This is a genomic window from Clostridium perfringens, from assembly GCF_016027375.1.
In the GTDB taxonomy this organism is placed as follows: domain Bacteria; phylum Bacillota; class Clostridia; order Clostridiales; family Clostridiaceae; genus Sarcina; species Sarcina perfringens.
This window is the reverse complement of the sequence record NZ_CP065681.1, coordinates 1,363,896-1,387,158: the sequence shown is the minus strand read 5'-3', so window position 1 is coordinate 1,387,158 and position 23,263 is coordinate 1,363,896. Positions and strand designations below refer to the sequence as shown.

Here is a 23,263-nt window from a genome sequence, read left to right as displayed (position 1 = left end):
CTTCATCTACCTTTTCAGTATTTATCTTAATATTACTCTGCTAATTGCTCGCCTTGTCTTCCTTCGATTATAGCGTCTGCCATTTTACCAGCTATTAATTTAACTGCTCTTATAGCATCGTCATTTCCTGGAATTACGTAGTCAACTTCTTCTGGGTCACAGTTAGTATCAACTATAGCTACTACTGGAATTCCTAATATTTTAGCTTCTGCTATTGCATTCTTTTCTTTTCTTGGGTCAACAACGAACATAGCTCCTATGTTTGAAGCGTCTAATTCTTTGATTCCGCCTAAGTTTCTTTGTAATTTTTCTCTTTCAAGTTTTAACTTGATTACTTCTTTCTTAGGTAAAACGTCGAATGTTCCGTCTTGTTCCATTTCATCTAATTTGTTTAATCTGTTTATTCTTGTTTTTATAGTTGTGAAGTTAGTTAACATTCCTCCTAACCATCTGTGGTTAACGAAGTACATGTTTGATCTTTCAGCTTCTTCTTTAACAGCTTCTTGAGCTTGTTTTTTAGTTCCAACGAATATTACGTCTTTACCAGCTTCTGATACTTCTCTTATAAAGTTGTAAGCTTCTTCAGCTTTCTTTACAGTTTTTTGTAAATCGATTATGTATATACCGTTTCTTTCTGTAAAGATGTAAGGAGCCATTTTAGGGTTCCATCTTCTTGTTTGATGTCCGAAATGAACACCAGCTTCTAATAATTGTTTCATTGAAATTACTGACATTATTTTTTCCTCCTAGATTGGTTATTTCCTCCACTATCTTCTTTACTATAAGCACTACTTAAAGTAGCACCGGCTTATAGATTCGATAATGTGTGTATTTGTTACCTTTGATAGTATAACATAGGGTTATAAAAGTATCAACAAGATTTTTCAAAGTTTTTATAAAATAATATTATATCACTATTAAACTTTTTACCTAATTTGATTTTATCTTAAATTATCTATAAATATACTGAAAAATACTAATTAATTATAAAAAATTACTTATTTCTATTAAACCTCTTATAAAAGTTATAAATCATAGATTTTTTATATTTATTTAATTATTATTAGCTTGTTATATAAAAAAGAAGAAGATGCAAAAAAACACCTTCTTCAAATCTTATTTTATCTTTTTAAGTTCATCCATTAACTTTTCGTTTAATATTTTTATATGAGTACCTTTCATCCCAAGACTTCTTGATTCAATAACTCCTGCACTCTCAAATTTTCTAAGAGCATTTACTATAACTGATCTAGTTATTCCAACTTTATCAGCTATCTTAGAAGCTACTAATAATCCTTCATCTCCATTTAACTCACTAAAAATATGTTCTACAGCCTCTAATTCTGAGTAAGATAAAGTTCCAATAGCTAATTGAACCACCGCTTTTTTACGTGCTTCTTCTTCTATTTCACCTTGTCTAGCTCTTAAAAGCTCCATCCCAACTATTGTAGCACTATATTCTGCTAAAACTAGGTCATCATCATTAAATTCTTCCCCAAATCTAGCTAATAATAAAGTTCCTAATCTATCTCCATTACCAACTATAGGAACAATAGTTGATATTTTTTTAGAGATTAAACATTCTCCTACCCCTTCAAAAACACATATTCCTTTATTAGGTATGTTTGCAATTGTATCTTGAATGTTTATTAATTTATTATTGTAGTCTTCTGGGAATTTTCTATCAACAACAACTTTTTCTTTCATTATGTCACATTCAAATTTTTCAGAAAAAGAATAACCTAATATTCTACCTTTTCTTCCAACTAAATATACATTACACGACATAACATCACTTAATAATTGGCATATATCTCCAAAAGCTATAGCTTCAGTACCTGATTTTTGTAAAATCTTATTTAATCTTCTAGTTTTACTAAGTAGTGTCGACATTATATCCTCCTCGCACCATTTTACAAAAGATGTAAATTTCAGAATTTTTAAAATATTCTTATAATAAACTTATTATTTAAATATTAACATAGTAAATACTTCATTTCAACCAGTAATACTGGTGGAGATAAGGACTAAAAACTACTTTTCTGAGTTATTTTCATCATTATTTTTTTCAATTATTTTTTCATATTTACATTCTTTATCGCTACACTGTAAATATTCACCTTTACTCTTAGAGTATCTCTTAACCATATATGAACCACATTCTGGGCATTTTTCATTTGTTGGTTCATACCAACTTACGAAATTACACTCTGGATAATTACTACATCCATAGAATCTGTTTCCCTTTTTACTTCTCTTAACTAAAATCTTTCCTCCACATAATGGACAGTTTGCATCAACCTCTTCAACTATAGGTTTTGTATTTTGACACTCTGGATATCCAGGGCAAGCTAAGAAATCTCCAAATCTTCCATGCTTAATAACCATAAGTCTTCCACATTTATCACAAGGTACATCACTGACTTTATCTTCTATAATAACCTTAGATATCTCTTTTTCTGCCTTTTCTATATCTTCCTTTAATGGAGTAAAGAATTCATCTACTATATGAGTCCAACTTTCTTTTCCAGCTTCAACATTATCAAGTTTAACTTCCATTTCTGCAGTAAAGTCAGTATCAACTATCTGCTTAAAATAATTAGAAAGTATATCATTTACTATAAAGCCTAATTCTGTTGGTATAAGAATCTTTTTCTCTCTATCTACATATTTTCTACTTATTAATGTAGATATTGTTGGAACGTAAGTACTTGGTCTTCCAATACCTTTTTCCTCTAAAAGCTTAACAAAAGCAGCCTCTGAATACCTAGCAGGTGGTTGAGTAAAATGTTGTTTACCTTCAATTGATTCTTCTTTTAAAACTTCATTTTCTTCTAATTCAGGTAAAAGTACTGATTCTTCCTCTTCCCCTAATATATACTCATAAACTTTCATGAAACCATCAAATTTTATAGTGGATCCACTAGCTCTTAATGTATAATCTCCATTTTTAATTTCTAGGCTATTAGTATTTAATATACATGTAGCCATTTGGCTTGCTATGAATCTTTTCCATATTAAAGCATATAACTTATATTGATCATTACTTAAGTTTGCCTTAGCAATCTCTGGTGTTATTTCAACATATGTAGGTCTTATGGCTTCATGGGCATCTTGTATATTTTTCTTTCCTTTATATACTCTTGGTTCCTCTGGAACATACTCTTTTCCATATGTTTCATCTATAAAGTTAAGAGCTTTTTCTTGAGCTTCCTTTGAGATTCTAACAGAATCAGTTCTCATATAAGTTATTAAACCTACAGTTCCAAATTTCTTAACTTCAACCCCTTCATAAAGTTGTTGAGCTACTGACATTGTTTTCTTTGTCATAAAGTTAAGCTTTTTACTTGCCTCTTGTTGAAGAGTACTTGTAGTAAATGGAGCTAAAGGATTTTTATTCTTAGTTCCTTTTTTTATCTTGCTTACTATATATTCATTTTCTTTAAGTTCATCTATTATTTGATCTGCTTGTTCTTTATTTTTTATTTCTATCTTTTTCTTATTTTTAGTTGTTAACTTAACAGGGAAAGACTTCTTTCCTTTTTTAAGTTTAACATCAACAGTCCAATACTCTTCTGGATTGAACTTCTTTATTTCTTCTTCTCTATCACATATAAGTTTTAATGCTGCTGACTGAACCCTTCCAGCACTCAATCCCCATTTTACATTTCTCCATAGAAGTGGACTTATTTCATATCCAACCAATCTGTCTAACACTCTTCTTGCTTGCTGAGCATCTACTAAATTACAATTTATTTTTCTTGGATGCTTTATTGAATTTTTAACTGCATCCTTTGTTATTTCATTAAATTCTATTCTACAATTCTCGTTTTCATCTATCTTAAGCACATTAGCTAAGTGCCAAGATATAGCTTCCCCTTCTCTATCAGGGTCAGTTGCAAGGTATATCTTATCACTTTTTTTAGCTAACTTTCTAAGTTTGCTTAAAAGTTCACCTTTTCCTCTTATTGTTATATATTTAGGATTATATTCATTTTCTATATCAACGCCTAATTGGCTTTTTGGCAAATCTCTTACATGTCCCATGGAAGCTTCGACTACATAATTTTTACCTAAATATTTTTCTATTGTCTTGGCTTTAGCTGGTGACTCAACAATTACTAATTTTTGACCCATCGTAAACTCTGAATTAAATCCAGAGTGTTCACCCCCTCAAACTATCATATTATTTTTGTATAATAATCTCCTGGTATAACTTCTATTTTATTTTCAAATTGCAATTCACATAATAACTCATATATGATAGATGTGTCAATATTTGTTACTCTTATAATATCGTCTATATGTAGAATATTATTCTCTAATATGCTTAAAAGCAACTGGTTAATCTCTGAATTTTCCTCTTTTTTGCCATCTTTATTACATTTTCCTTCTTTTTTTATTTTAAAAGGTATTGAATTTAATAAATCACCTATATTAGTGAATATACCAGCTCCATCTTTTATAAGATTATTACAGCCCCTGCTTTGAGAAGAAAACACATCTCCAGGCACTGCAAAAACATCTTTTCCTTGATTTACAGCATAATTTGCAGTTATTAAAGATCCACTTTTTTCTCCAGCTTGAACCACTATAACAGCTTCAGATAATCCACTTATTATTCTATTCCTCTGAGGAAAATTATATCTAAGCGGTGGCGTATCAGGGAAAAATTCACTAATTATACATCCATTTTTAATTATTTTTTTATACAATTCTCTATTATAGACAGGATAATCTAAATTTATTCCACAACCAAAAACGGCAACATTATAAAAATTTTCTTCAACACACTTTTTATGTGCTTCAGTATCCACCCCAAAGGCTCCACCGCTTACTATTCCAACACCTGCTTTTCCTAGCCCTGAAGCTATAAGACTTGCACATCTTTTCCCATATGGATCACATTTTCTCGATCCAACAATGGCAACATTGGTATCTTCAGCTCTTTCTAAATCCCCCTTATAAAAAAGAATATAGGGAGGTTCATCTATATTTTTAAGTCTTTTAGGATAGTCTTTATCTAAATATGTTACTATTTTATAGTCTTTCTTATTTATATCATTAATTACCCTACTATTCAAATCAATGTTAATATCATTTTTAAATTTACTAGCGCATTTAATTCCAGTTTCCTCTATATCCTTTCTATGTATGTATATATTTTCTTCATTTCCTAATTGATTTAAAAGCTCTACTTTTATATTGTTTGAAATCTTTAAACTTCCAAGCCATATTTTATAATTTAAATCAACTTCTTTCATTTATATAACCTCTCCCTCTAAATTTTTTCTATAATTAAGAGCTTCATAAATATTGCTTTTTTTAATATCTTCACTGCCATCCATATCTGCTATGGTTCTAGATAATTTTATAATTCTATCTAATGCCCTACTACTTAAAGAAAATCTTGTGTATATATTATTTAAAACTTCATGACATTCTTCATCTAATCTTATTAAACTTTGAATATGACTATGTTTCATCTGAGAGTTATAAGTTATTTCTAAATCTTTAAACCTAAATTTTTGTCTTTCTCTTGCTTCCTTAATTTTATTTCTTATATCCTCTAAATTTTCTTTTTTATTACTTGAATTAAGTTCATTATAAGAGGCATATCTAACAGAAGTAAAAATATCTATTCTATCTAGCATAGCCTTAGAAAGTCTATTTCTGTATTTAATCCGTTCATATTCACTACAAGTACATATTCTTCCTTCATAACCACTTAAGTAATTTCCACATGGACATGGATTAAAAGCTCCTATAAGCATGACTTCTGCTGGATATGTTACACTTCCTACATTCCTAGATATGGTTATCTCTCCATTTTCCATAGGCTCTCTTAAACATTCTAAGGTTCTTCTATCAAACTCTAAAAGTTCATCTAAAAACAAAATACCATTATGAGCTAAGGTAACTTCTCCTACCCTTAAATCTCTTCCTCCACCTATTAAGGATACCCTTGTTGCAGTATGATGTGGATTTCTAAAGGGCCTTTCAATTTTTCCTTTAGTATTATTTAAAAGTCCCGAAACACTATATATCCTTGTTGTCTCTAATATTTCTTTTTTATTTAATTCTGGTAATAAAGATTTAACCCCCTTAGCAAGCATTGTTTTACCTGATCCTGGAGGTCCTTGCAATATAACATTATGATTTCCAGCCGCTGCAATTATCATAGCTCTCTTTGCACTTTCTTGACCACAAATCTCATTAAAAGAATTATCTTCCTTTAACGCACAAATTTCCTCTTCTCTTTTATAAGGTAGCACATCTCTATAAGTTAAAAATCCAACCACCTCTTTTAAATGAGAGAAACCATATAAATTAATATTATCAACACAAGAACATTCTCTTAAATTATCCATTGGTATAATAAACTTATCATTATTATTTTCAACTCCAGATATAACAGAGCATAAAGCTCCATTAACAGATCTAATATGGCCATCTAGGGATAATTCTCCTAAATAAACAGTATTCTCTAAAATCTCCATTTGAATTTGACCACTCTCAATTAATATAGCTAAAGCTATAGGAAGATCAAATCCAGTTCCTACCTTTCTTAAATTCCCTGGAGCTAAATTTACTGTTATTCTCCCTAAAGGAAATTCATAACCACTATTTAAAATAGCTGCTCTTACCCTCTCTTTAGCCTCTCTAACGGAAGTATCCGCTAAGCCTACCAAAGTAAAACTTGGCAACCCCTTACTTATATCAACCTCTATATTAACAATTACACCTTCTATTCCTATTAAAGTTGAACTTTTCAAACTTATAGACATACAAATCACCTTCTTTAAAAGATATACTTTCAAAAATCATACTAACCACAAAAAAATTTTTTAATCATTAAAATTTTAAAATGTTTAAACTTGTACTTAAGTGTTAAAAATTCAGTAGAGGTGATTTAAATGAAAAAATATAATAAATCTATAGGTTTCTATGGAGAGGATTTAAGTGTAGAATTCTTAAAAAAAGAGGGATATTCAATCTTAGAAAAAAACTTTAATTGTTCCTCTGGAGAAATTGATATTATAGCTATTAAAGATGAAATAATTTCTTTTATAGAAGTAAAAAGCAGGTTTTCTAACTCCTTTGGTAATCCAAAAGAATCAGTAACCTGCTCTAAACAACGTAGAATAATAAATGTAGCAAAATACTATCTACATATAAAAAAACTCTACAATTATTATATTAGATTTGATGTTATTGAAATTAACTTTCATATTGATAGTTCAAAGTATGAATTAAACTTTTTAAAAGATGCTTTTAGGGTATAACTATAAAATATTCTTTAAAAAACTCATTCTATGAATTTCTGTAGGCCCTACTTCTTTTAAAGCATCTACATGAGTCTTAGTTCCATAACCAACATTTTTTTCAAAATCATATTGCGGATATTTTTTATGATATTCCTTCATAATATTATCTCTATAAACTTTTGCAATTATTGAAGCACAGGCTATACAAGCACTTTTTGTATCACCTTTTATAACATGCTTATTTTCTCCATTAAAGTTCTTTATTAAATATCCATCAGAAAGGACTAAATCTGGCTTTATACTTAGTCCTTCACAAGCTTTTATGAATACATGATTATTACAGTATCCTATACCTTTTTCATCTATTTCCTTGCTATCACACATTGAAATGGAGTAACTTAAGGCTTTTTCTTTTATGATCTCACTTAACTCTTCTCTTTTATGTTCTGATAATTTTTTTGAGTCATTTATGTAAAGAATTATATCATCTAAATCACTAGAATCTAATATTACCGCTGCTGAAACTATAGGACCTGCTAAAGGACCTCTTCCAACCTCATCAACTCCAGCTACATATTTATAATCACCAAAACTCTTATCAAAAAGATACATATTTTTAACTCTTTCCTCTTCTTTAATAAGATTATTTAGGTTCTTCTCTAATCTATTTCCTAAAGATGATACATTTTTTCTTTTATCCTCTTTTAATAAGTCAGCAAGTTCTTTTATTTGAGCTTTGTTATCTCTATTTACATCTAACTCTTTTACTAAATCACTTACTACTTTAAAAGAGTATGAATTTAAATTTTCTCTCATATCTTTTATTAAATTATCCATAATAAACCCTACTTCCTATTCTGGTTTTTCTAAAGATATTTTTCCTATTTTTCCGCCTCTAAATTCATCTAAAATTATTCCTGCAATTCTATTGTAATCTATTTGATTACCTGACATTATAGCTCCTCTTTTTCTAGCTATAGCATCTAAGTTATCTAATGGATTTTCATGAAGTTCTGTAAGTTTATATCTAGTCATTAATTCTTCTGGATTTGTTTCTTGAAGTCTTTCAACTAGTTTAAGAGCTAATTCTTCAGTATCCATTATTTCGTCTTTTATAGCTCCAGTAAATGCTAAATTTAATCCAACGATCTCATCCTCAAATTTAGGCCATAAAACTCCTGGTGTATCCATTAATTCTATACCTAACTTAGTTTTTATCCATTGTTTATTCTTAGTAACACCTGGTCTATCTCCAGTTTTAGCTATATTGTTTTTAGCCATTTTATTTATAAATGTTGATTTACCAACGTTAGGTATTCCAACAACCATAGCTCTAGTAGTGATTTTAGCTAAACCTTTAGCTTTTAATCTATCATGTTTATCTTTTAAAAGTTTTAAAAGAGCAGGTTTTATAGCATTTAGTCCTTCACCTTTTAAAGCGTTTACTTCTAAAACAATTGTTTCATCATTAGTTAAGCTATCTTTCCAAGCTTTAGTTACCTTAGGATCAGTTAAGTCACTCTTATTTAAAAGTATTACTCTAGGCTTACCAGCACATAGAGTGTCTATATCTGGATTTTTAGAAGATTTAGGTATTCTAGCATCTCTAATTTCTATAACAGCATCTACAAGCTTTAAATTGTTCTGTATTTCTCTTTTCGTTTTGACCATATGGCCAGGGAACCAGTTTATTGCCATAATAAATCACCCTTCCATTTTTTATTTTAGGTTATATTCAATATATTATCTTAAACAAATTAAATCAATATTGTTTAAAGTAAAATTCTAATATTTTTATACAAACAAAAAATGGGACTATTCACTAGTCCCAGTTTATGTTTAAATTATCTAGTTAACTCTTTAACTTTAGCAGCTTTACCTACTCTGTCTCTTAAGTAGAATAATTTAGCTCTTCTTACTTTACCTCTTCTTACAACATCAATCTTATCGATGATTGGAGCGTTTATTGGGAAAGTTCTTTCAACACCTACACCGTAAGCAACTCTTCTTACTGTGAAAGTTTCTCTTAATCCACCGTTTTGTTTTTTGATAACAGTTCCTTCGAATACTTGGATTCTTTCTCTGTTACCTTCTTTAATTCTAACGTGAACTTTTATAGTGTCACCTATGTTGAATTGAGTTAAATCTTCTCTGATTTGTTCTTTTTCGATTGCTCTTATGATTTCGTTCATTGTGCATTCCTCCTTGATATCTTCTAAAATTTTGACGTTCTTAACACACTCTGTGACAGAGGACCGCCGGTACTAGCACGAAGTTTATTCTATCATACTTGTATTCTTTAATCAATATATTTATTTTGATTTTAACAATTTTATGTCTTCTTTTGAAAGTTTAATTTTTTCAAACATATCTGGTCTTCTTTCCTTAGTTATAAGAAGTGATTGTTTTCTTCTCCACTTTCTTATATTTTCGTGATGACCTGACATAAGAACCTCTGGAACTTTCTCTCCTTCAAATTCAAAAGGTCTTGTGTATTGTGGATACTCTAAAGTCCCATCATAATAACTTTCATCTTGGAAACTCTCTTCACTTCCTAAAACACCAGGTACTAATCTAGATATGCTATCAATAACTGGAATACATGCCATTTCTCCACCTGTTAACACAAAATCTCCAAGAGAAATTTCTAAATCAAAATATTTATAAACTCTTTGATCTATACCTTCATAGTGCCCACAAACAAAAATAAGCTCTTCCTCTTTAGAAAGTTCCTTAGCCATTTCTTGATTGAAAGTTTTTCCTCTTGGTCCTAAAAATATAACCTTACCCTTATTTTTTTCTTTAACAGCCTTTATAGCATCTACAACTGGCTGAGGAGTCATAACCATTCCTGCTCCGCCACCATAAGGATAATCATCTACCTTCTTATGCTTATTTAAAGTATAATCTCTTATATTTACCGTCTCTATATGTAGAAAACCATTTTCCCTAGCTCTTCCTATTATGCTATGTTTAAATATATCAAACATCTCTGGGAACAATGTAAGAATATTAATCTTCATATTGCCACTCTCCAGAAGGTCTTATAGTAATTAATTTTTCATCCATATTAATATCTAAAACTATATCTTTTAATACTGGAACTAATACTTCCTTCTTTCCTTGAACCCAATAAACATCATTACTTGGAGTTTGGATTACATCTTTGATTTTTCCATACTCAAATCCCTCTGTATCAACAACAGTGCATCCAACTAAATCAACTATGAAATATTCATCTTCTTCAAGCTCTATAGCATCTTCACGTTCTATTTCTAAATAAGTTCTTTTTAGTTTTTCAGCTTCCTCTATTGAATTTATTCCTTCTAATTTAAGTATAACTTTATCCTTAAAGTATTTTACGCCCTCTACTTTAACCTTTTTCCCTTTTAAGATAACATATTCTAAATAGTCAAATCTTCTCATATCTTCAGTTAAAGGCATAACTTTCATTTCACCTCTTAAACCATGAGTGTTTATTATTTGACCAACTACTAATAAATCTTCCATTATTACACCCCTTTTCTGTATATAAAATAAGAGTTAGGTATTCCCCTAACTCTTTTTAAATGATTTCTACTACAACTTTTTTATTTTCTTTAATTGCAGCAGCTTTCACTACTGTTCTGATAGCTTTGGCAATTCTACCTTGCTTTCCAATAACTTTTCCCATATCTTCAGGTGATACCTTTAGTTCTAATATGATTGATTCCTCTCCTAAGACCTCATTTACATGAACATCCTCAGGTTTATCTACTAGTGACTTAGCAATTATTTCAACTAATTCCTTCATATTATTCCTACTTAAAAATAAGTAGATTCACCCCCTAGGAAAACTATTTTATACCAGCTTGGTTGAATAATTTTTTAACTATATCAGTTGGTTGTGCACCATTTCCTAACCACTTAGCAGCCTTTTCAGCGTCTATTTTAACTTCAGCTTCTGGCTTAGCGATTGGGTTGTAGTATCCTATTTCTTCGATGAATCTTCCGTCTCTTGGACTTCTTGAATCAGCAACAACTACTCTGTAGAAAGGAGCTTTGTGAGCACCCATTCTTCTTAATCTTATTTTAACTGCCATTACATTTTCACCTCCTTCAAAAGTGTGTTCAATTTATTTCATAAAAGGAAGTTTACTTAAAAATCCCTTTTTACTAGCATTTTTTTGGAATGATTTCATTTGCTTCATTTGCTTTTTCATCATTTCATAGCCTTTTAAGACTTTATTTACTTCTTGTACTGTTGTACCAGAACCTTTAGCTATTCTTCTCTTTCTTGAACCATTTCCTATTACTAAAGAAGGTTGTTTTCTTTCTTTAGCTGTCATTGATTGTATGATTGCTTTAACTGTAGCCATTTGTTTTTCTCCTTGAGAAAAATCAATACCTTCAAGTTCCTTTGTGTTAACACCTGGAATCATCTCTATCAATTTATTTATAGGTCCAAGCTTTTTCATTTGATCCATAGCTGATAAGTAGTCATCAAAGTTAAATTCTTGATTTAACATTTTTTCACTTAACTTACTTGCTTCATCTTGGTCAATAGCTTGCTGAGCTTTTTCTATTAAAGAAAGGACATCTCCCATTCCTAATATTCTTGAAGCCATTCTATCTGGATGGAATACTTCAATATCACTCATCTTTTCACCAACACCAACAAATTTAATTGGCTTGCCAGTAATGTCTCTTATGGAAAGAGCAGCACCACCTCTTGTATCACCATCTAACTTTGTTAATATTATTCCTGAAAGATCTAATGAGTTATTAAATGTCTCTGCTACATTAACAGCATCTTGACCTGTCATAGCATCAACTACTAATAATATTTCACTAGGATTTGAAACTTCTTTAACATCTTTTAACTCTTGCATTAAATCTTCATCTATATGAAGTCTACCAGCGGTATCTATTATAACAACGTTATTTCCATTGTCTTTTGCATGCTCTATTGCAGCTTTGGCAATATCTACAGCCTTAACCTTATCTCCCATTGAGAATACTGGTATATCTATTTGTTTTCCTACAACCTGTAATTGCTTTATGGCTGCGGGTCTATATATATCACAAGCCACAAGTAATGGCTTTTTGTTTTTCTTTCTTAAGTGCAATGCAAGTTTTCCAGCCATAGTTGTTTTACCTGCACCTTGAAGACCTACTAACATGAACACTGTTGGTCCATTGTCTGAGTATTTTAATTTACTCTCAGTCTCTCCCATAAGAGTTGTTAATTCGTCATTAACTATTTTAATAACCTGTTGACCTGGAGTTAAACTATTTAATACTTCCTCACCAACACATTTATCTTTAACATTTGATATAAACTTTTTTACCACCTTGAAGTTAACATCTGCCTCTAAAAGCGCAAGCTTTACTTCTCTCATGGCTTCTTTTATATCTTTTTCTGTTAGCTTACCTTTACCCTTTAATTTTTTAAGCGTGTCTTGTAATTTAGACGCTAATCCATCAAAAGCCATGCTTAACCCTCCTAAGCGTTTATAATTTCCTCTAATTTCTCATCTATATATTTTTTTATATCTTCATCTAAATTAGAGTTCTTATTTAATTCTGCCATAAGCTCTTCTTTAATTCTATACCTTTTATCAATTTTTTTTGATAATTTAAGTTTTTCATCATAAGAATGAAGTTGCTTACAACATCTTTTGATTAAATCATAAATTGCTTGCCTACTGGTTTTATTAATTTCAGCAATCTCTGCTAGTGACAAATCTTCATTGTAATAAAGGGTCATAACATTAAACTGCTTTTCCGTAAGCAATGTTCCATAGTAATCTATTAACATTGATATTTCAAATCTATTTTCCATATAACCACCTTGCTCACGAATAAGATAATAACAAATAATTTTATAAGTGTCAAGTATTTTCACTTAACACTTATTTTTTTGATAATTATGCTTAAAAACCTGATGATTACTTATATAAAATACTATCTATTAATTTATGATCAATAATTTTTTTAATATTTTTTTATTTTTTTCTTATAATAATGCCTCTGCAAATTCCTTAGCATTGAATTTTTGTAAGTCCTCTACACCTTCTCCAACACCAATATATTTAACTGGTATATTTAAAGTATTTTTTATTGATATAACAACTCCACCCTTAGCTGTTCCATCTAACTTAGTTAATATTATTCCATCAATAGGACAAGCCTCCATAAATTGTTTTGCTTGTATAACTGCATTTTGACCTGTTGTACCATCTAATACTAGAAGAGTTTCTTTTTTTCTATCTCCTAATTCTCTATCTATTATTCTATTTATTTTAGCTAACTCATCCATAAGATTTTTCTTGTTATGAAGTCTCCCAGCAGTATCACATATTAATAAATCTACATCCCTAGCTTTAGCAGCCTGTACGGCATCAAAAACTACTGCCGCCGGATCTGACCCTTCTTGATGCTTAACTATATCTACATTAGCTCTTTGACTCCATATATCTAATTGATCTATGGCAGCTGCTCTAAAGGTATCCGCAGCGGCTAATAGAACTTTTTTACCATTATTTTTATTTCTAGCTGCTATCTTACCTATTGAAGTAGTCTTACCTACTCCGTTAACCCCTATTATAAGCATAACTTTCTTTTCGTTATCCTCTTCTTCCTCTTCAGAGTCTCCTTCTAACATCATTTCTGCAATAACTTCTTTTAAGGCTGGTTTAACCATTTCAACATCATTTATTTTTTCTTTTCTTATTTTAGCTTTTAATCTATCAATTATTTCAACAGTAGTATCCATTCCTATATCTGACATTATAAGTGCTTCTTCAAGCTCCTCATACATATCGTCGTCTATAGTTACAGCTAAATTTAAAGCCTCATTTATTTTATCTGTTAAGTTATCTCTTGTTTTTGTTAATCCAGTTTTTAATTTATCAAATAATTTTCCAAACATTTTTTGTCCTCCTCTATTTCTCCAAGTCTACTGAAACAATTTTAGATATACCTTTCTCTTCCATAGTAACTCCATACATAACATCAGCAGCTTCCATAGTACCTTTTCTATGCGTTATTACTATAAACTGAGTATTATCTCTAAACTTACTTAAAAACTCTGCATATCTTCTTACATTGGCATCATCTAAAGCAGCCTCAATTTCATCTAATATACAGAATGGTGTAGGTTTCATCTTTAATATGGAGAATAATAAGGCTATAGCAGATAAAACCTTCTCTCCTCCAGACATAAGATTAATATTTTGAAGCTTCTTTCCTGGTGGTTGAACATTTATATCTATATTTCCTGTAAGTTCGTCACCCTCACCTAAAACAAGTTTTGCACTACCGCCTTTAAATAATTCTTTAAAGGTTTCATCAAATAGCTTATTTAAGATATTAAAATTTTGTCTAAAGACTACTCTCATCTTAGATGTCATTTCTTCTATAACATTTAAAAGTTCTTCCTTAGCCTTTTCTAAATCATCTCTTTCTGTTGTCATAAAATTATACTTCTCAGATATTTCTTTAAATTCTTCAATAGCATTTACATTTACATTTCCTAAACCAGTTATTCTAGCTTTAAGAGTTGATATTCTTGACTTATGAGAATTCATATCTTCAATAGGCTTAAATCTATTTTTCTCTTCTTCAAAACTTGTATTAAATTCTTCTAGAAGTCTTTTGTTTAAGATATTTTTTTCATTTTCTTGTTTTGTATAAGTTATATCATTTTTATGAACTTCTTCTTCCTTTTTAGCTATTTCAACTGAAAGAACTTCTAAGATATTCTCAGCAGAGCTTATGGTCTCTTTTAACTTACCTTTTTTAAGTTCAAAGGATTTAAAGTTCTCTTCAAGAGTAATTATATTTACTTCCTCTTCTTTTATGAACTTTTCACATAAAACTATTTCTTTTTTACTTTCTTCCTTATTAGCTTTTATCTCTTCTAAGTACTTAGTAATATTTATAAGTTTATTTTCCACTTCTTCTATAGAAGAATTTATTCTATTAGCTTCCTTTTCTCTTCCCTCAATAACTTCTTGAAGCTTAGCTTTATTTATTTTCATATTAGTTAGCTTATCTTTATATTTAGAAAGAGTTTTTGAAAGTTCTTCACGTTTCTTATCTAATTCTTTTACCTTTTCTGAATTAGTTACTTCTTTGTTTTCAAATTGACTAATCTTTTCATTAACAATTTCAATTTCTTTAACTATCTTAATCTTTCTTGAATCAATATCCTTAAGCTCTAACTCTAAAGATTTTATAGAATTTTTTATTTTAAAAGTTTCATCATTAACATTTTTAATCTTGTTATTTAAGTCTGCTAACTCTAAATTCTTTTCATATATTTTGTCTATAATTTCTTGTTTTTTTATGCTTAACTCTTCTTGATCTCTATTTAACTTTTCCAATTCTTTAGTTAGTATGTGCTCTTCATTTTTTACCCTAACTAATTCATCCTCTAAAGCTTTAACTTCATTTTTTCTAGACATTATACCTGTGTTTTTTTGATAAAGACTACCACCTGTAAGTGCTCCACCTGCATTTACAACCTCACCAGATAAGGTAACAATCTTATGTCTATAATTGAGCATTTTAGCAATTTTTATGGCATTATCTATATTATCACATATTATAGTTTTACCTAATACATAATTTATAACATTATTATAAACCTCTTTAAAGTTTACTAAATCTGAAGCTATTCCTAAGAATCCTTCACTTTCAACTATGTTTTTGCTAAGTTCTAACTTCTTACCCCTTATTATTGATAATGGTAAGAATGTAGCTCTTCCTAACTTATTTTCTCTAAGATGATTAATAAGAATTTTTGCAACTTCCTCATCTTCAGTTATAATATTAGAAATACTTCCACCTAAGGCTACTTCAATGGCAGTTTCATATCCAGCCTTAGTTTCCACAACCTCTCCTAAAACTTTGCATTTGTTTTTATTTATTTTTACACGTCCAGCATCTACACTAGCCATTATTTTCTTTACTGAAAGGTTGTATCCTTCATATTGATTTTCTAATTTTTTTAGCATTTCTTTATTAGCTTCAACCTTATTTACCTTTGATAAAATTTGATTAAGTTTACTTTGAGTTTCCTTAATTAACTTTAAGCCTTCTCTAAACTCTTCTTCTTTTTCCCTTAATTCTCTTTCTTTATCTTTCTTTTCTTCTTCTATAATTTGAAGCTCTTTTTGAAGATTTAAATTAGTTGCTAAATTAATTTTTAATGAATTATCATAATTTACTTGTTTGCTTTTTGATGAATCAAGTTTTTCATTTATATTACTCAATTCACTTTCTAGCATTGTCATTTTATTTTTAGATAAAGAAACCTTTTTTAAAAGTTCTAATTCCTCATCCTTTATCTTTTTAATTTCTTTTTCCTTAGAAATAAATTTTAAGTTAAGTTCATTAACTTCTTTTTCTAAGGTATTAATTTCTTCTAATTCTTTTTCAAACTTACTTTTATTTGAATTAAAATCCTTCTCTATAGAGTTTTTTTCCTTCATTAAGACATTTAATTTCTTCTTATTTTCTTCTAACTCTTCTTTGTTTTTAAGAATTAATTCATCTATATTTTTAATTCTTTCATTTAAAAGATTTACTTTTCCTAAGCTTTTATTTATTTCTTCCTTTTTAACAAAATACTCTTCTTGCTTTTTAGAATGGCTGCCTTCTAAAGAGTCTAACTCTTCCTTTAAAGCAAACATTTTCTCTCTTTCTTCTTTATACTTTTCTTTTTGCTTATCATTAAATGCTATTAAATCTTTTATCTTTTCTTTTTGCTTTAATATAACCCCATCAATATTATGTAATTCACTCATAATAGATGATATTTCTTTGTGCTTTAATTCATTTGAAAGCTCTAAATATCTTAAAGCTTTATTTTTTTCCTCTTCTAAAGGACCTAATCTTTCTTCATAAGTAAAAATTATATCATTTATTCTAACTAAGTTTTCTTCCGTATTCTTTAACTTTTTCTCAGCTTCACCTTTTCTAGATTTAAACTTTACAATACCTGCAGCTTCCTCTAGAATAGCTCTTCTATCTTCCGGCTTACCACTTAGAATACTATCTATTTTACCTTGACCAATAAGCGAATACCCTTCTTTTCCTATTCCTGTATCCATAAATAGGTTTACAACATCTTTTAATCTACAAGGAGAATTATTTATTAAATATTCGCTTTCTCCAGAACGGAATAATTTTCTAGTAACTTTTACATCTAAATAATCTAAAGGGAGTTCCCCTAAAGAATTGTCTAAAGTTAAAGAAACCTGTGCATATCCTATAGGCTTTCTATATTCTGTACCAGTAAAGATTACATCTTCCATCTTAGCTCCTCTTAAGGTTTTAGCACTTTGCTCCCCTAAAACCCATCTTACGCTATCTGATACATTACTTTTTCCACTTCCATTAGGCCCAACTATAGCTGTTATTCCTTTTTTAAAATTTAATTCTGTTTTATCAGCAAATGATTTAAATCCCCTTATTTCAAGAGATTTTAAAAACATATATTCACTCCTATCCTTACATAAACATAATCGGTAATAAAGTTGCTAAAAAGCATATTACAACAAAAATAATAGTAATTTTTATAACCCTGTCTCTCGTAGTTTTTCTCACTGTACTTCACTCCTCATGGTATAAGTTTATATTATGCCAATTAAAATATCAATAAAAAAAGCCTCAGAGATCAACTCCAAGGCATATAATAACTATAAATCTATTTTATATACTTTCGATTCTACTTCTATATTTATTTTATCTACTTCCATAGAATTATCTACTTTAACCTTCAAATTACAATTTTGTGCCTTGTCTTTAAGTTCATTGAAGTATCTCTTTTTATCAGCATAAAGCTTAGAAACTGATTTATTGCTAATTCTTATAGTTACCTCTCCACTTTTATCCTTTAAGATATTATATATATTTTCATTTATAATACTACTCTCTACTAATTCCCTAAAAGCAGGATGGAAAGGCCCATCTACAATATCCTTACCTAAAGCTATATTATCTGTAGGCTGCAAACCAATTCTTATAACCTGTATATTATTTTCTTTATACATATTATAAAGTTTAGCACTTATATACACAGCCTCTTCTAGAGTATATGGTTTATAAGTTCCCTCTAAGTACATATCCTCCATAGGAGTATTTTTCACTGTAAGAGCAGGATATATTCTACATATATCAGGTTTCATCTTTATAGACTCTCTTGTTGTTTCTATATCCTTCTCAAAAGTGTCCTCAGGAAGTCCTACCATTATTTGATGACCTAAAGTAAAGCCATATTCTTTAATTAACTTAGAAGCTTTTAGAACCTCATCATAACCATGACCTCTACCTGATTTATGCAACACTTCCTTATCTAAAGACTGAACTCCAAGTTCTATTATATCAACTTTATAACTTTTTAAATGATCTAAAATAAACTCATCAATATAATCTGGTCTAGTAGACAACCTTATATAGTCTATAATTTTTTTATCCTTATATTCTTTTGCAACAGCTAATAGTTCTCTTTGCTTATTTATATCAATAGCAGTAAAAGTTCCTCCAAAGAAAGAAACCTCTAATATTCTATCTCCTTCACCAATTGTTTCTATATATTCTTCAATTGTCTTTCTTACAAAATCACTATTAACCTTATTTTCTTGCTTGTACTTTGGCCCTAATATAATCTCTTTATTTTCTCCAGTTATTTTCCCTTGATTACAAAACACGCAATCATGTGGACATCCTTCATGAGGAACAAAAATTGGGATTATATAGTGTCTTTTTCCCATTTAATTTCACCTAACCTTTGCAGTGCTGCTTTAGCTGCATTTTGTTCTGATTCTTTTTTACTAAATCCAACACCTTGACCCATAATCTCATTATTAATTAAAAGGTCTGTAAAGAATTTTCTTCTGTGAGGTGGTCCTTCATGCTTAACTAAATTATAAACAATATTAACTTCCCCATTTTTTTGAAGAACTTCTTGTAATCTAGTTTTAAAGTCTAAGATTATTTCTTCATTTATAGCCTTATCTATAACATCTTTAAAGTTTCTTAAAATAAAGTCATTTGCAACTTCAATTCCTTTATCTAAATAAACTGCAGCAATTACTGCTTCTAATGCATCAGCTTGTATTGAAGTTCTTTCTCTTCCTCCAGTTAGTTCCTCACCTTTACTCATTCTTATATACTTACCAAGTGATAGATTTTTTGAAACTTTATGTAAAGAATTTTCACAAACTACTAAAGCTCTTATTTTTGTTAATTCACCTTCAGATTTATCTTTGTAATTATTAAATAAATATTTTGTAACACAAAGCTGTAAAACTGAATCTCCTAAAAATTCTAATCTTTCATTATATTTTACATCTTTAAATTGATTTGCATATGAACTATGCGTTAATGCTGTTATAAGCACTCCTTTGTTTTCAAACTCAATTCCTATAAGTTTTTCAACTTCTATTAAATTTATATCTTTCACCTTAAAATTCATCTCCTTAAGGTTTATTCTTCAAGTTGTTTGTGAAACAACTTCAAGAATAAACTTAAATTAAAAATCCCGCTTATTGCGGGACTTTATTACTTCTCTGTATGTTCTGTGATGTATTCTACTACATCTCCTACTGTTTTGAAGCCCTCAGCATCTTCATCTGGGATTTCCATCTCTAACTCTTCTTCAAGAGCCATTATTAATTCAACTATATCAAGAGAATCCGCACCTAAGTCATCTATAAATGTTGATTCCATAGTTATTTCATCTTCGTTTACGCTTAATTTATCAGCAATAATTTCTTTTAATTTATCAAACATTCAATTCACCTCCTAAGTTAATCTAATAAAATATTATTATATATAAAATGCATAGTCAATACGCATTACGTAATTTTTAAATATTTTTTTGATTATCAAAGCTTTTTTTAGTGATTTCTTCACTTAATTTCCCAATTAGGTCATTTTCATGGAACTTTCTTGCCTGTCTTATTGCATTTTTAAAAGCTTTTGCATCAGAACTACCATGTGCTTTTACACATATTCCCTTTACACCTAAAAATGGTGCTCCACCATATTCTTTATAATCCATTTTTTTCTTAAGGTTCATTAAAGCTGGCGCTAAGAATGGTACTCCTAATTTAGCTAAAAATGATGATTTAACTTCTGATTTGATCATACTTAATATTGTAGAAGCTACACCTTCATACATCTTTAAAACAGTATTTCCAACAAATCCATCACAAACTAAGACATCCACATCTCCTGTTGAAACTTCTCTTGGTTCAACATTTCCAATAAAGTTAATATCTTTTTCTTCCTTTAGAAGCTTATAAGTAGCCTTTGTAAGGTCATTACCCTTTTCTTCTTCTTCTCCAATATTAACTAATCCTACCTTAGGGTTATTAACATCCATAACAGATTTAAAGTAAACCTCACCCATTTTAGCAAATTGAACTAAATAAGAAGGTTTAGAATCAACGTTAGCTCCTGCATCGATTATCATAAAAGGACCATTTTTACCTGGCATAACTGGTGCTAAAGCTGGTCTTTCAACCCCTTTTATTCTTCCTACAATAAGTGTACATCCTGTTAAAAATGCACCTGTGCTTCCAGCTGATATAACTGCTTCACACTGATTGTCCTTAACAAGTCTAAGAGCTTTAACAAGACTTGAGTCTTTTTTCTTTTTAACAGCCATAGCAGGATGCTCATTAGTACTTATTACTTCTTTAGCATCTATAAAAACAACTCTTTCTTTGTCATATTTAAACTTAGAAAAAGCCTCTTTTAAAAGATCTTCTGGTCCAGTTATATATATTTCTATATCCTTAAATTCTTCTAATGCCTGAACACAACCTTCAACTACTGCACTTGGGGAATGATCTCCGCCCATTCCATCTACAGCAACTCTCATGAGTTTCACCCCTTTTTTTTCCTATATATAAAGAAAAGAAAGTCATAAGACTTTCTTTTATTCTTCAACTGATACTACTTCTTTACCTTTGTAGTGTCCGCAGTTTTTACATACTCTATGAGCCATTTTCATTTCATGACATTGTGGGCATTCTACGATACCTGGTAAGCTTGCCTTGAAAGTTTGAGCTCTTCTTGAATCTCTTTTTGCTCTGAACGTTTTTCTAGCTGGATTTCCCATTGTTACACCTCCTTATTACTTAAACAAGTCCATTAGCTTTGCCATTCTTAAGTCAATTTCTTCATTGTCACATTGGCATGTTTCTTTATTTAAATCAATACCACATTTTTGACAAAGCCCTTTGCAGTCTATGCTGCAAAGTCTTTTTATAGGTAAGGTTGAAATTACGTTTTCTACTACCGCTTCAGCAACATCTAATTCGTCGCCTTCTACATAAGCAATAGAATCATCTTCTTGATTTGAATTATTTGTAAATTTCTCATCCATATCTATTGATACTTCATAAGAGAAATTAGTTAAGCATCTTGAACACTTCATCTGAAGTTCTCCAGTAATGTTACCTACTAACTCTATAAAAGACTCATTAGATATAACTTCACCAGTAAAATGTAGAGGCTTTATAACCTTCATATTTTCGCCTTCAAATTCGAAGCTTTTTAAATCCAGAACAAAATCTAAAGATTTTCTTCTTTCTCTTTTTGAGCATATTTCTGAAAAAATTAATTTCATAATCATCGTAGTTAAATAACTACTTTCACGCTCCTTAACATAAGATATGCATTGTTTATTCCTAAACAACACATATCTTATTATATTAACTAGCTATTTAAAAGTCAAGTATTTTATAATTATTTACTTATAATACTTACTGTATCTTGTGCTATCATTAATTCTTCGTTAGTTGGAACTACGAAAAGTTTGATTCTTGAACCCTCTTTGCTTATTTCAGCAACTTTAGCTCTTATATTGTTTCTTTCTTCATCTAACTCAATTCCTAAGAATTCTAAATCTCTACAGATAGCTCCTCTTTCTATGATTGAGTTTTCTCCAACACCAGCAGTAAATACTATTACGTCACATCCATTCATCTCTGCAATGTATGCTCCTATATATTTCTTAACTGAGTTTCTGAATAAATCTAAAGCTATTTGAGCTTCTTTGCTTCCTTTGTCAGCAGCTGCTTCAACATCTCTAAAGTCACTGCTTACTCCTGAAACTCCAAATATTCCTGATTTTTTGTTCATTAAAGTATTTACTTCTTGTGAAGTATATCCTAATTCATCTATTAAGTATGTAACTACAGCTGGGTCTATATTTCCACATCTAGTTCCCATTACTAAACCTTCAAGTGGTGTGAATCCCATAGTAGTATCTACACATTTACCATTTTTTATAGCTGCTATACTTGCACCATTTCCTAAGTGACAAGTGATTATTTTTAAATCTTCTATGTTTTTACCCATAGCTTCTGCTATTTTAGCTGAAACATATTTATGAGAAGTTCCGTGGAAACCATATTTTCTTATGTGTTCTTTTTCATATAATTCATATGGTAATGCATATACGAATGCTTTTTCTGGCATTGTTTGATGGAATGCTGTATCAAATACAACAACCATAGGAACATTTGGCATTAATGCTTTACAAGCATTTATTCCTATTATATTTGCAGGATTATGAAGTGGAGCTAATTTAGCACACTCTTCTAAATCTTTCATAACTTCCTCTGTAACTAATGCAGATTCAGCATATTTTTCTCCACCATGAACAACTCTGTGTCCTATAGCATTTATTTCATCTAATGATTTTATAACACCATGTTTTTCATCTATTAAAGCTCCTAGAACTAATCTAATAGCATCTTGATGATCTTTCATTGGCTCTACGATTTCATATTTATCTTTACCTTCACTCTTTTGAGTTAAGTTTGCGCCTTCTAATCCTATTCTTTCTACTAATCCAGTTGCTAAAGCATTTTCAGTATCCATATCTATTAATTGATATTTTAATGATGAGCTTCCGCAATTTATAACTAATACGTTCATTATAAACTCCTCCTGTTAAACTTATAATGTAAAATTAATAAGCTTAATTC

The 23,263-nt window shown here is 29.7% G+C and carries 24 protein-coding genes; 1 reads left to right on the top strand and 23 read right to left on the bottom strand.

The window, feature by feature from the left end:
• Positions 1–32 precede the first annotated feature (32 nt).
• From rpsB to I6G60_RS06820, 5 genes are all read right to left on the bottom strand, one after another.
• Positions 33–734: a 30S ribosomal protein S2 gene (gene rpsB, locus I6G60_RS06840; protein WP_003470452.1), complete on the bottom strand. Its 702-nt coding sequence runs from the start codon at positions 732–734 to the stop codon at positions 33–35.
• Positions 735–1,116: 382 nt separating this feature from the next.
• On the bottom strand, positions 1,117–1,893 hold the full coding sequence (gene codY / locus I6G60_RS06835) for a GTP-sensing pleiotropic transcriptional regulator CodY (RefSeq protein ID WP_003449426.1): 777 nt from the start codon (positions 1,891–1,893) through the stop codon (positions 1,117–1,119).
• Between the two features lie 141 nt (positions 1,894–2,034).
• Positions 2,035–4,137, bottom strand: a complete 2,103-nt coding sequence (gene topA, locus I6G60_RS06830; protein ID WP_003458449.1) for a type I DNA topoisomerase — start codon at positions 4,135–4,137, stop codon at positions 2,035–2,037.
• A gap of 44 nt (positions 4,138–4,181) precedes the next feature.
• Positions 4,182–5,264, bottom strand: a complete 1,083-nt coding sequence (gene dprA, locus I6G60_RS06825; protein ID WP_003471623.1) for a DNA-processing protein DprA — start codon at positions 5,262–5,264, stop codon at positions 4,182–4,184.
• The gene (locus I6G60_RS06820; RefSeq protein WP_110016153.1) at positions 5,265–6,788 is read right to left on the bottom strand and encodes a YifB family Mg chelatase-like AAA ATPase; all 1,524 of its coding nucleotides are present in this window, start codon (positions 6,786–6,788) and stop codon (positions 5,265–5,267) included.
• A 129-nt stretch (positions 6,789–6,917) separates the two neighbouring features.
• On the opposite strand from I6G60_RS06820, the gene I6G60_RS06815 reads away from it, so the two are divergent.
• Positions 6,918–7,286, top strand: a complete 369-nt coding sequence (locus I6G60_RS06815; protein WP_110016152.1) for a YraN family protein — start codon at positions 6,918–6,920, stop codon at positions 7,284–7,286.
• On the opposite strand, the gene I6G60_RS06810 is transcribed toward I6G60_RS06815, so the two are convergent.
• The 18 genes from I6G60_RS06810 to I6G60_RS06725 all read right to left on the bottom strand — a co-directional run bounded on the left by I6G60_RS06810 (position 7,287) and on the right by I6G60_RS06725 (position 23,213).
• Positions 7,287–8,105 carry a ribonuclease HII gene (locus tag I6G60_RS06810; RefSeq protein WP_003478270.1) on the bottom strand — a complete coding sequence of 273 codons (819 nt, stop codon included), beginning with the start codon at positions 8,103–8,105 and terminating at the stop codon, positions 7,287–7,289. It lies immediately after the preceding gene.
• A gap of 15 nt (positions 8,106–8,120) precedes the next feature.
• On the bottom strand, positions 8,121–8,966 hold the full coding sequence (gene ylqF, locus I6G60_RS06805) for a ribosome biogenesis GTPase YlqF (RefSeq protein WP_003458489.1): 846 nt from the start codon (positions 8,964–8,966) through the stop codon (positions 8,121–8,123).
• A 146-nt stretch (positions 8,967–9,112) separates the two neighbouring features.
• A complete protein-coding gene (gene rplS, locus I6G60_RS06800) occupies positions 9,113–9,460 on the bottom strand; it encodes a 50S ribosomal protein L19 (protein WP_003449446.1) in 348 nt (115 codons plus the stop codon).
• A 120-nt stretch (positions 9,461–9,580) separates the two neighbouring features.
• The gene (trmD, locus tag I6G60_RS06795; protein WP_003458426.1) at positions 9,581–10,291 is read right to left on the bottom strand and encodes a tRNA (guanosine(37)-N1)-methyltransferase TrmD; all 711 of its coding nucleotides are present in this window, start codon (positions 10,289–10,291) and stop codon (positions 9,581–9,583) included.
• Positions 10,281–10,778 (bottom strand): ribosome maturation factor RimM, encoded by a 498-nt coding sequence (gene rimM, locus I6G60_RS06790; RefSeq protein ID WP_003458412.1) that lies wholly within the window; start codon positions 10,776–10,778, stop codon positions 10,281–10,283. The genes trmD and rimM overlap by 11 nt, the downstream gene beginning before the upstream one ends.
• Positions 10,779–10,833: 55 nt before the next feature.
• A complete protein-coding gene (locus I6G60_RS06785; RefSeq protein WP_003458429.1) occupies positions 10,834–11,061 on the bottom strand; it encodes a KH domain-containing protein in 228 nt (75 codons plus the stop codon).
• 43 nt (positions 11,062–11,104) lie between these two features.
• The gene (gene rpsP, locus I6G60_RS06780; RefSeq protein ID WP_003458442.1) at positions 11,105–11,350 is read right to left on the bottom strand and encodes a 30S ribosomal protein S16; all 246 of its coding nucleotides are present in this window, start codon (positions 11,348–11,350) and stop codon (positions 11,105–11,107) included.
• A 33-nt stretch (positions 11,351–11,383) separates the two neighbouring features.
• A complete protein-coding gene (gene ffh, locus I6G60_RS06775; protein WP_003458480.1) occupies positions 11,384–12,742 on the bottom strand; it encodes a signal recognition particle protein in 1,359 nt (452 codons plus the stop codon).
• Between the two features lie 11 nt (positions 12,743–12,753).
• A complete protein-coding gene (locus I6G60_RS06770; RefSeq protein WP_003458448.1) occupies positions 12,754–13,092 on the bottom strand; it encodes a putative DNA-binding protein in 339 nt (112 codons plus the stop codon).
• Positions 13,093–13,266: 174 nt separating this feature from the next.
• On the bottom strand, positions 13,267–14,181 hold the full coding sequence (gene ftsY, locus I6G60_RS06765) for a signal recognition particle-docking protein FtsY (protein ID WP_003466435.1): 915 nt from the start codon (positions 14,179–14,181) through the stop codon (positions 13,267–13,269).
• Between the two features lie 13 nt (positions 14,182–14,194).
• Positions 14,195–17,752, bottom strand: coding sequence for a chromosome segregation protein SMC (gene smc, locus I6G60_RS06760; protein ID WP_011590936.1), 3,558 nt, complete (start codon positions 17,750–17,752; stop codon positions 14,195–14,197).
• 204 nt (positions 17,753–17,956) lie between these two features.
• Entirely contained in the window at positions 17,957–19,030 is a 1,074-nt protein-coding gene (locus I6G60_RS06755; protein ID WP_003458439.1) for an elongator complex protein 3, read from the bottom strand.
• The gene (gene rnc, locus I6G60_RS06750) at positions 19,009–19,722 is read right to left on the bottom strand and encodes a ribonuclease III (protein WP_003458447.1); all 714 of its coding nucleotides are present in this window, start codon (positions 19,720–19,722) and stop codon (positions 19,009–19,011) included. The genes I6G60_RS06755 and rnc overlap by 22 nt, the downstream gene beginning before the upstream one ends.
• Positions 19,723–19,820: 98 nt before the next feature.
• Positions 19,821–20,051, bottom strand: a complete 231-nt coding sequence (gene acpP, locus I6G60_RS06745) for an acyl carrier protein (RefSeq protein ID WP_003458423.1) — start codon at positions 20,049–20,051, stop codon at positions 19,821–19,823.
• Between the two features lie 76 nt (positions 20,052–20,127).
• Positions 20,128–21,147 carry a phosphate acyltransferase PlsX gene (plsX, locus tag I6G60_RS06740; protein ID WP_003458435.1) on the bottom strand — a complete coding sequence of 340 codons (1,020 nt, stop codon included), beginning with the start codon at positions 21,145–21,147 and terminating at the stop codon, positions 20,128–20,130.
• Positions 21,148–21,204: 57 nt separating this feature from the next.
• Positions 21,205–21,387 (bottom strand): 50S ribosomal protein L32, encoded by a 183-nt coding sequence (rpmF, locus tag I6G60_RS06735; protein ID WP_003449428.1) that lies wholly within the window; start codon positions 21,385–21,387, stop codon positions 21,205–21,207.
• A gap of 15 nt (positions 21,388–21,402) precedes the next feature.
• The gene (locus I6G60_RS06730; RefSeq protein WP_011010580.1) at positions 21,403–21,798 is read right to left on the bottom strand and encodes a YceD family protein; all 396 of its coding nucleotides are present in this window, start codon (positions 21,796–21,798) and stop codon (positions 21,403–21,405) included.
• 218 nt (positions 21,799–22,016) lie between these two features.
• Entirely contained in the window at positions 22,017–23,213 is a 1,197-nt protein-coding gene (locus I6G60_RS06725) for an acetate/propionate family kinase (RefSeq protein ID WP_003458524.1), read from the bottom strand.
• Positions 23,214–23,263 lie beyond the last annotated feature (50 nt).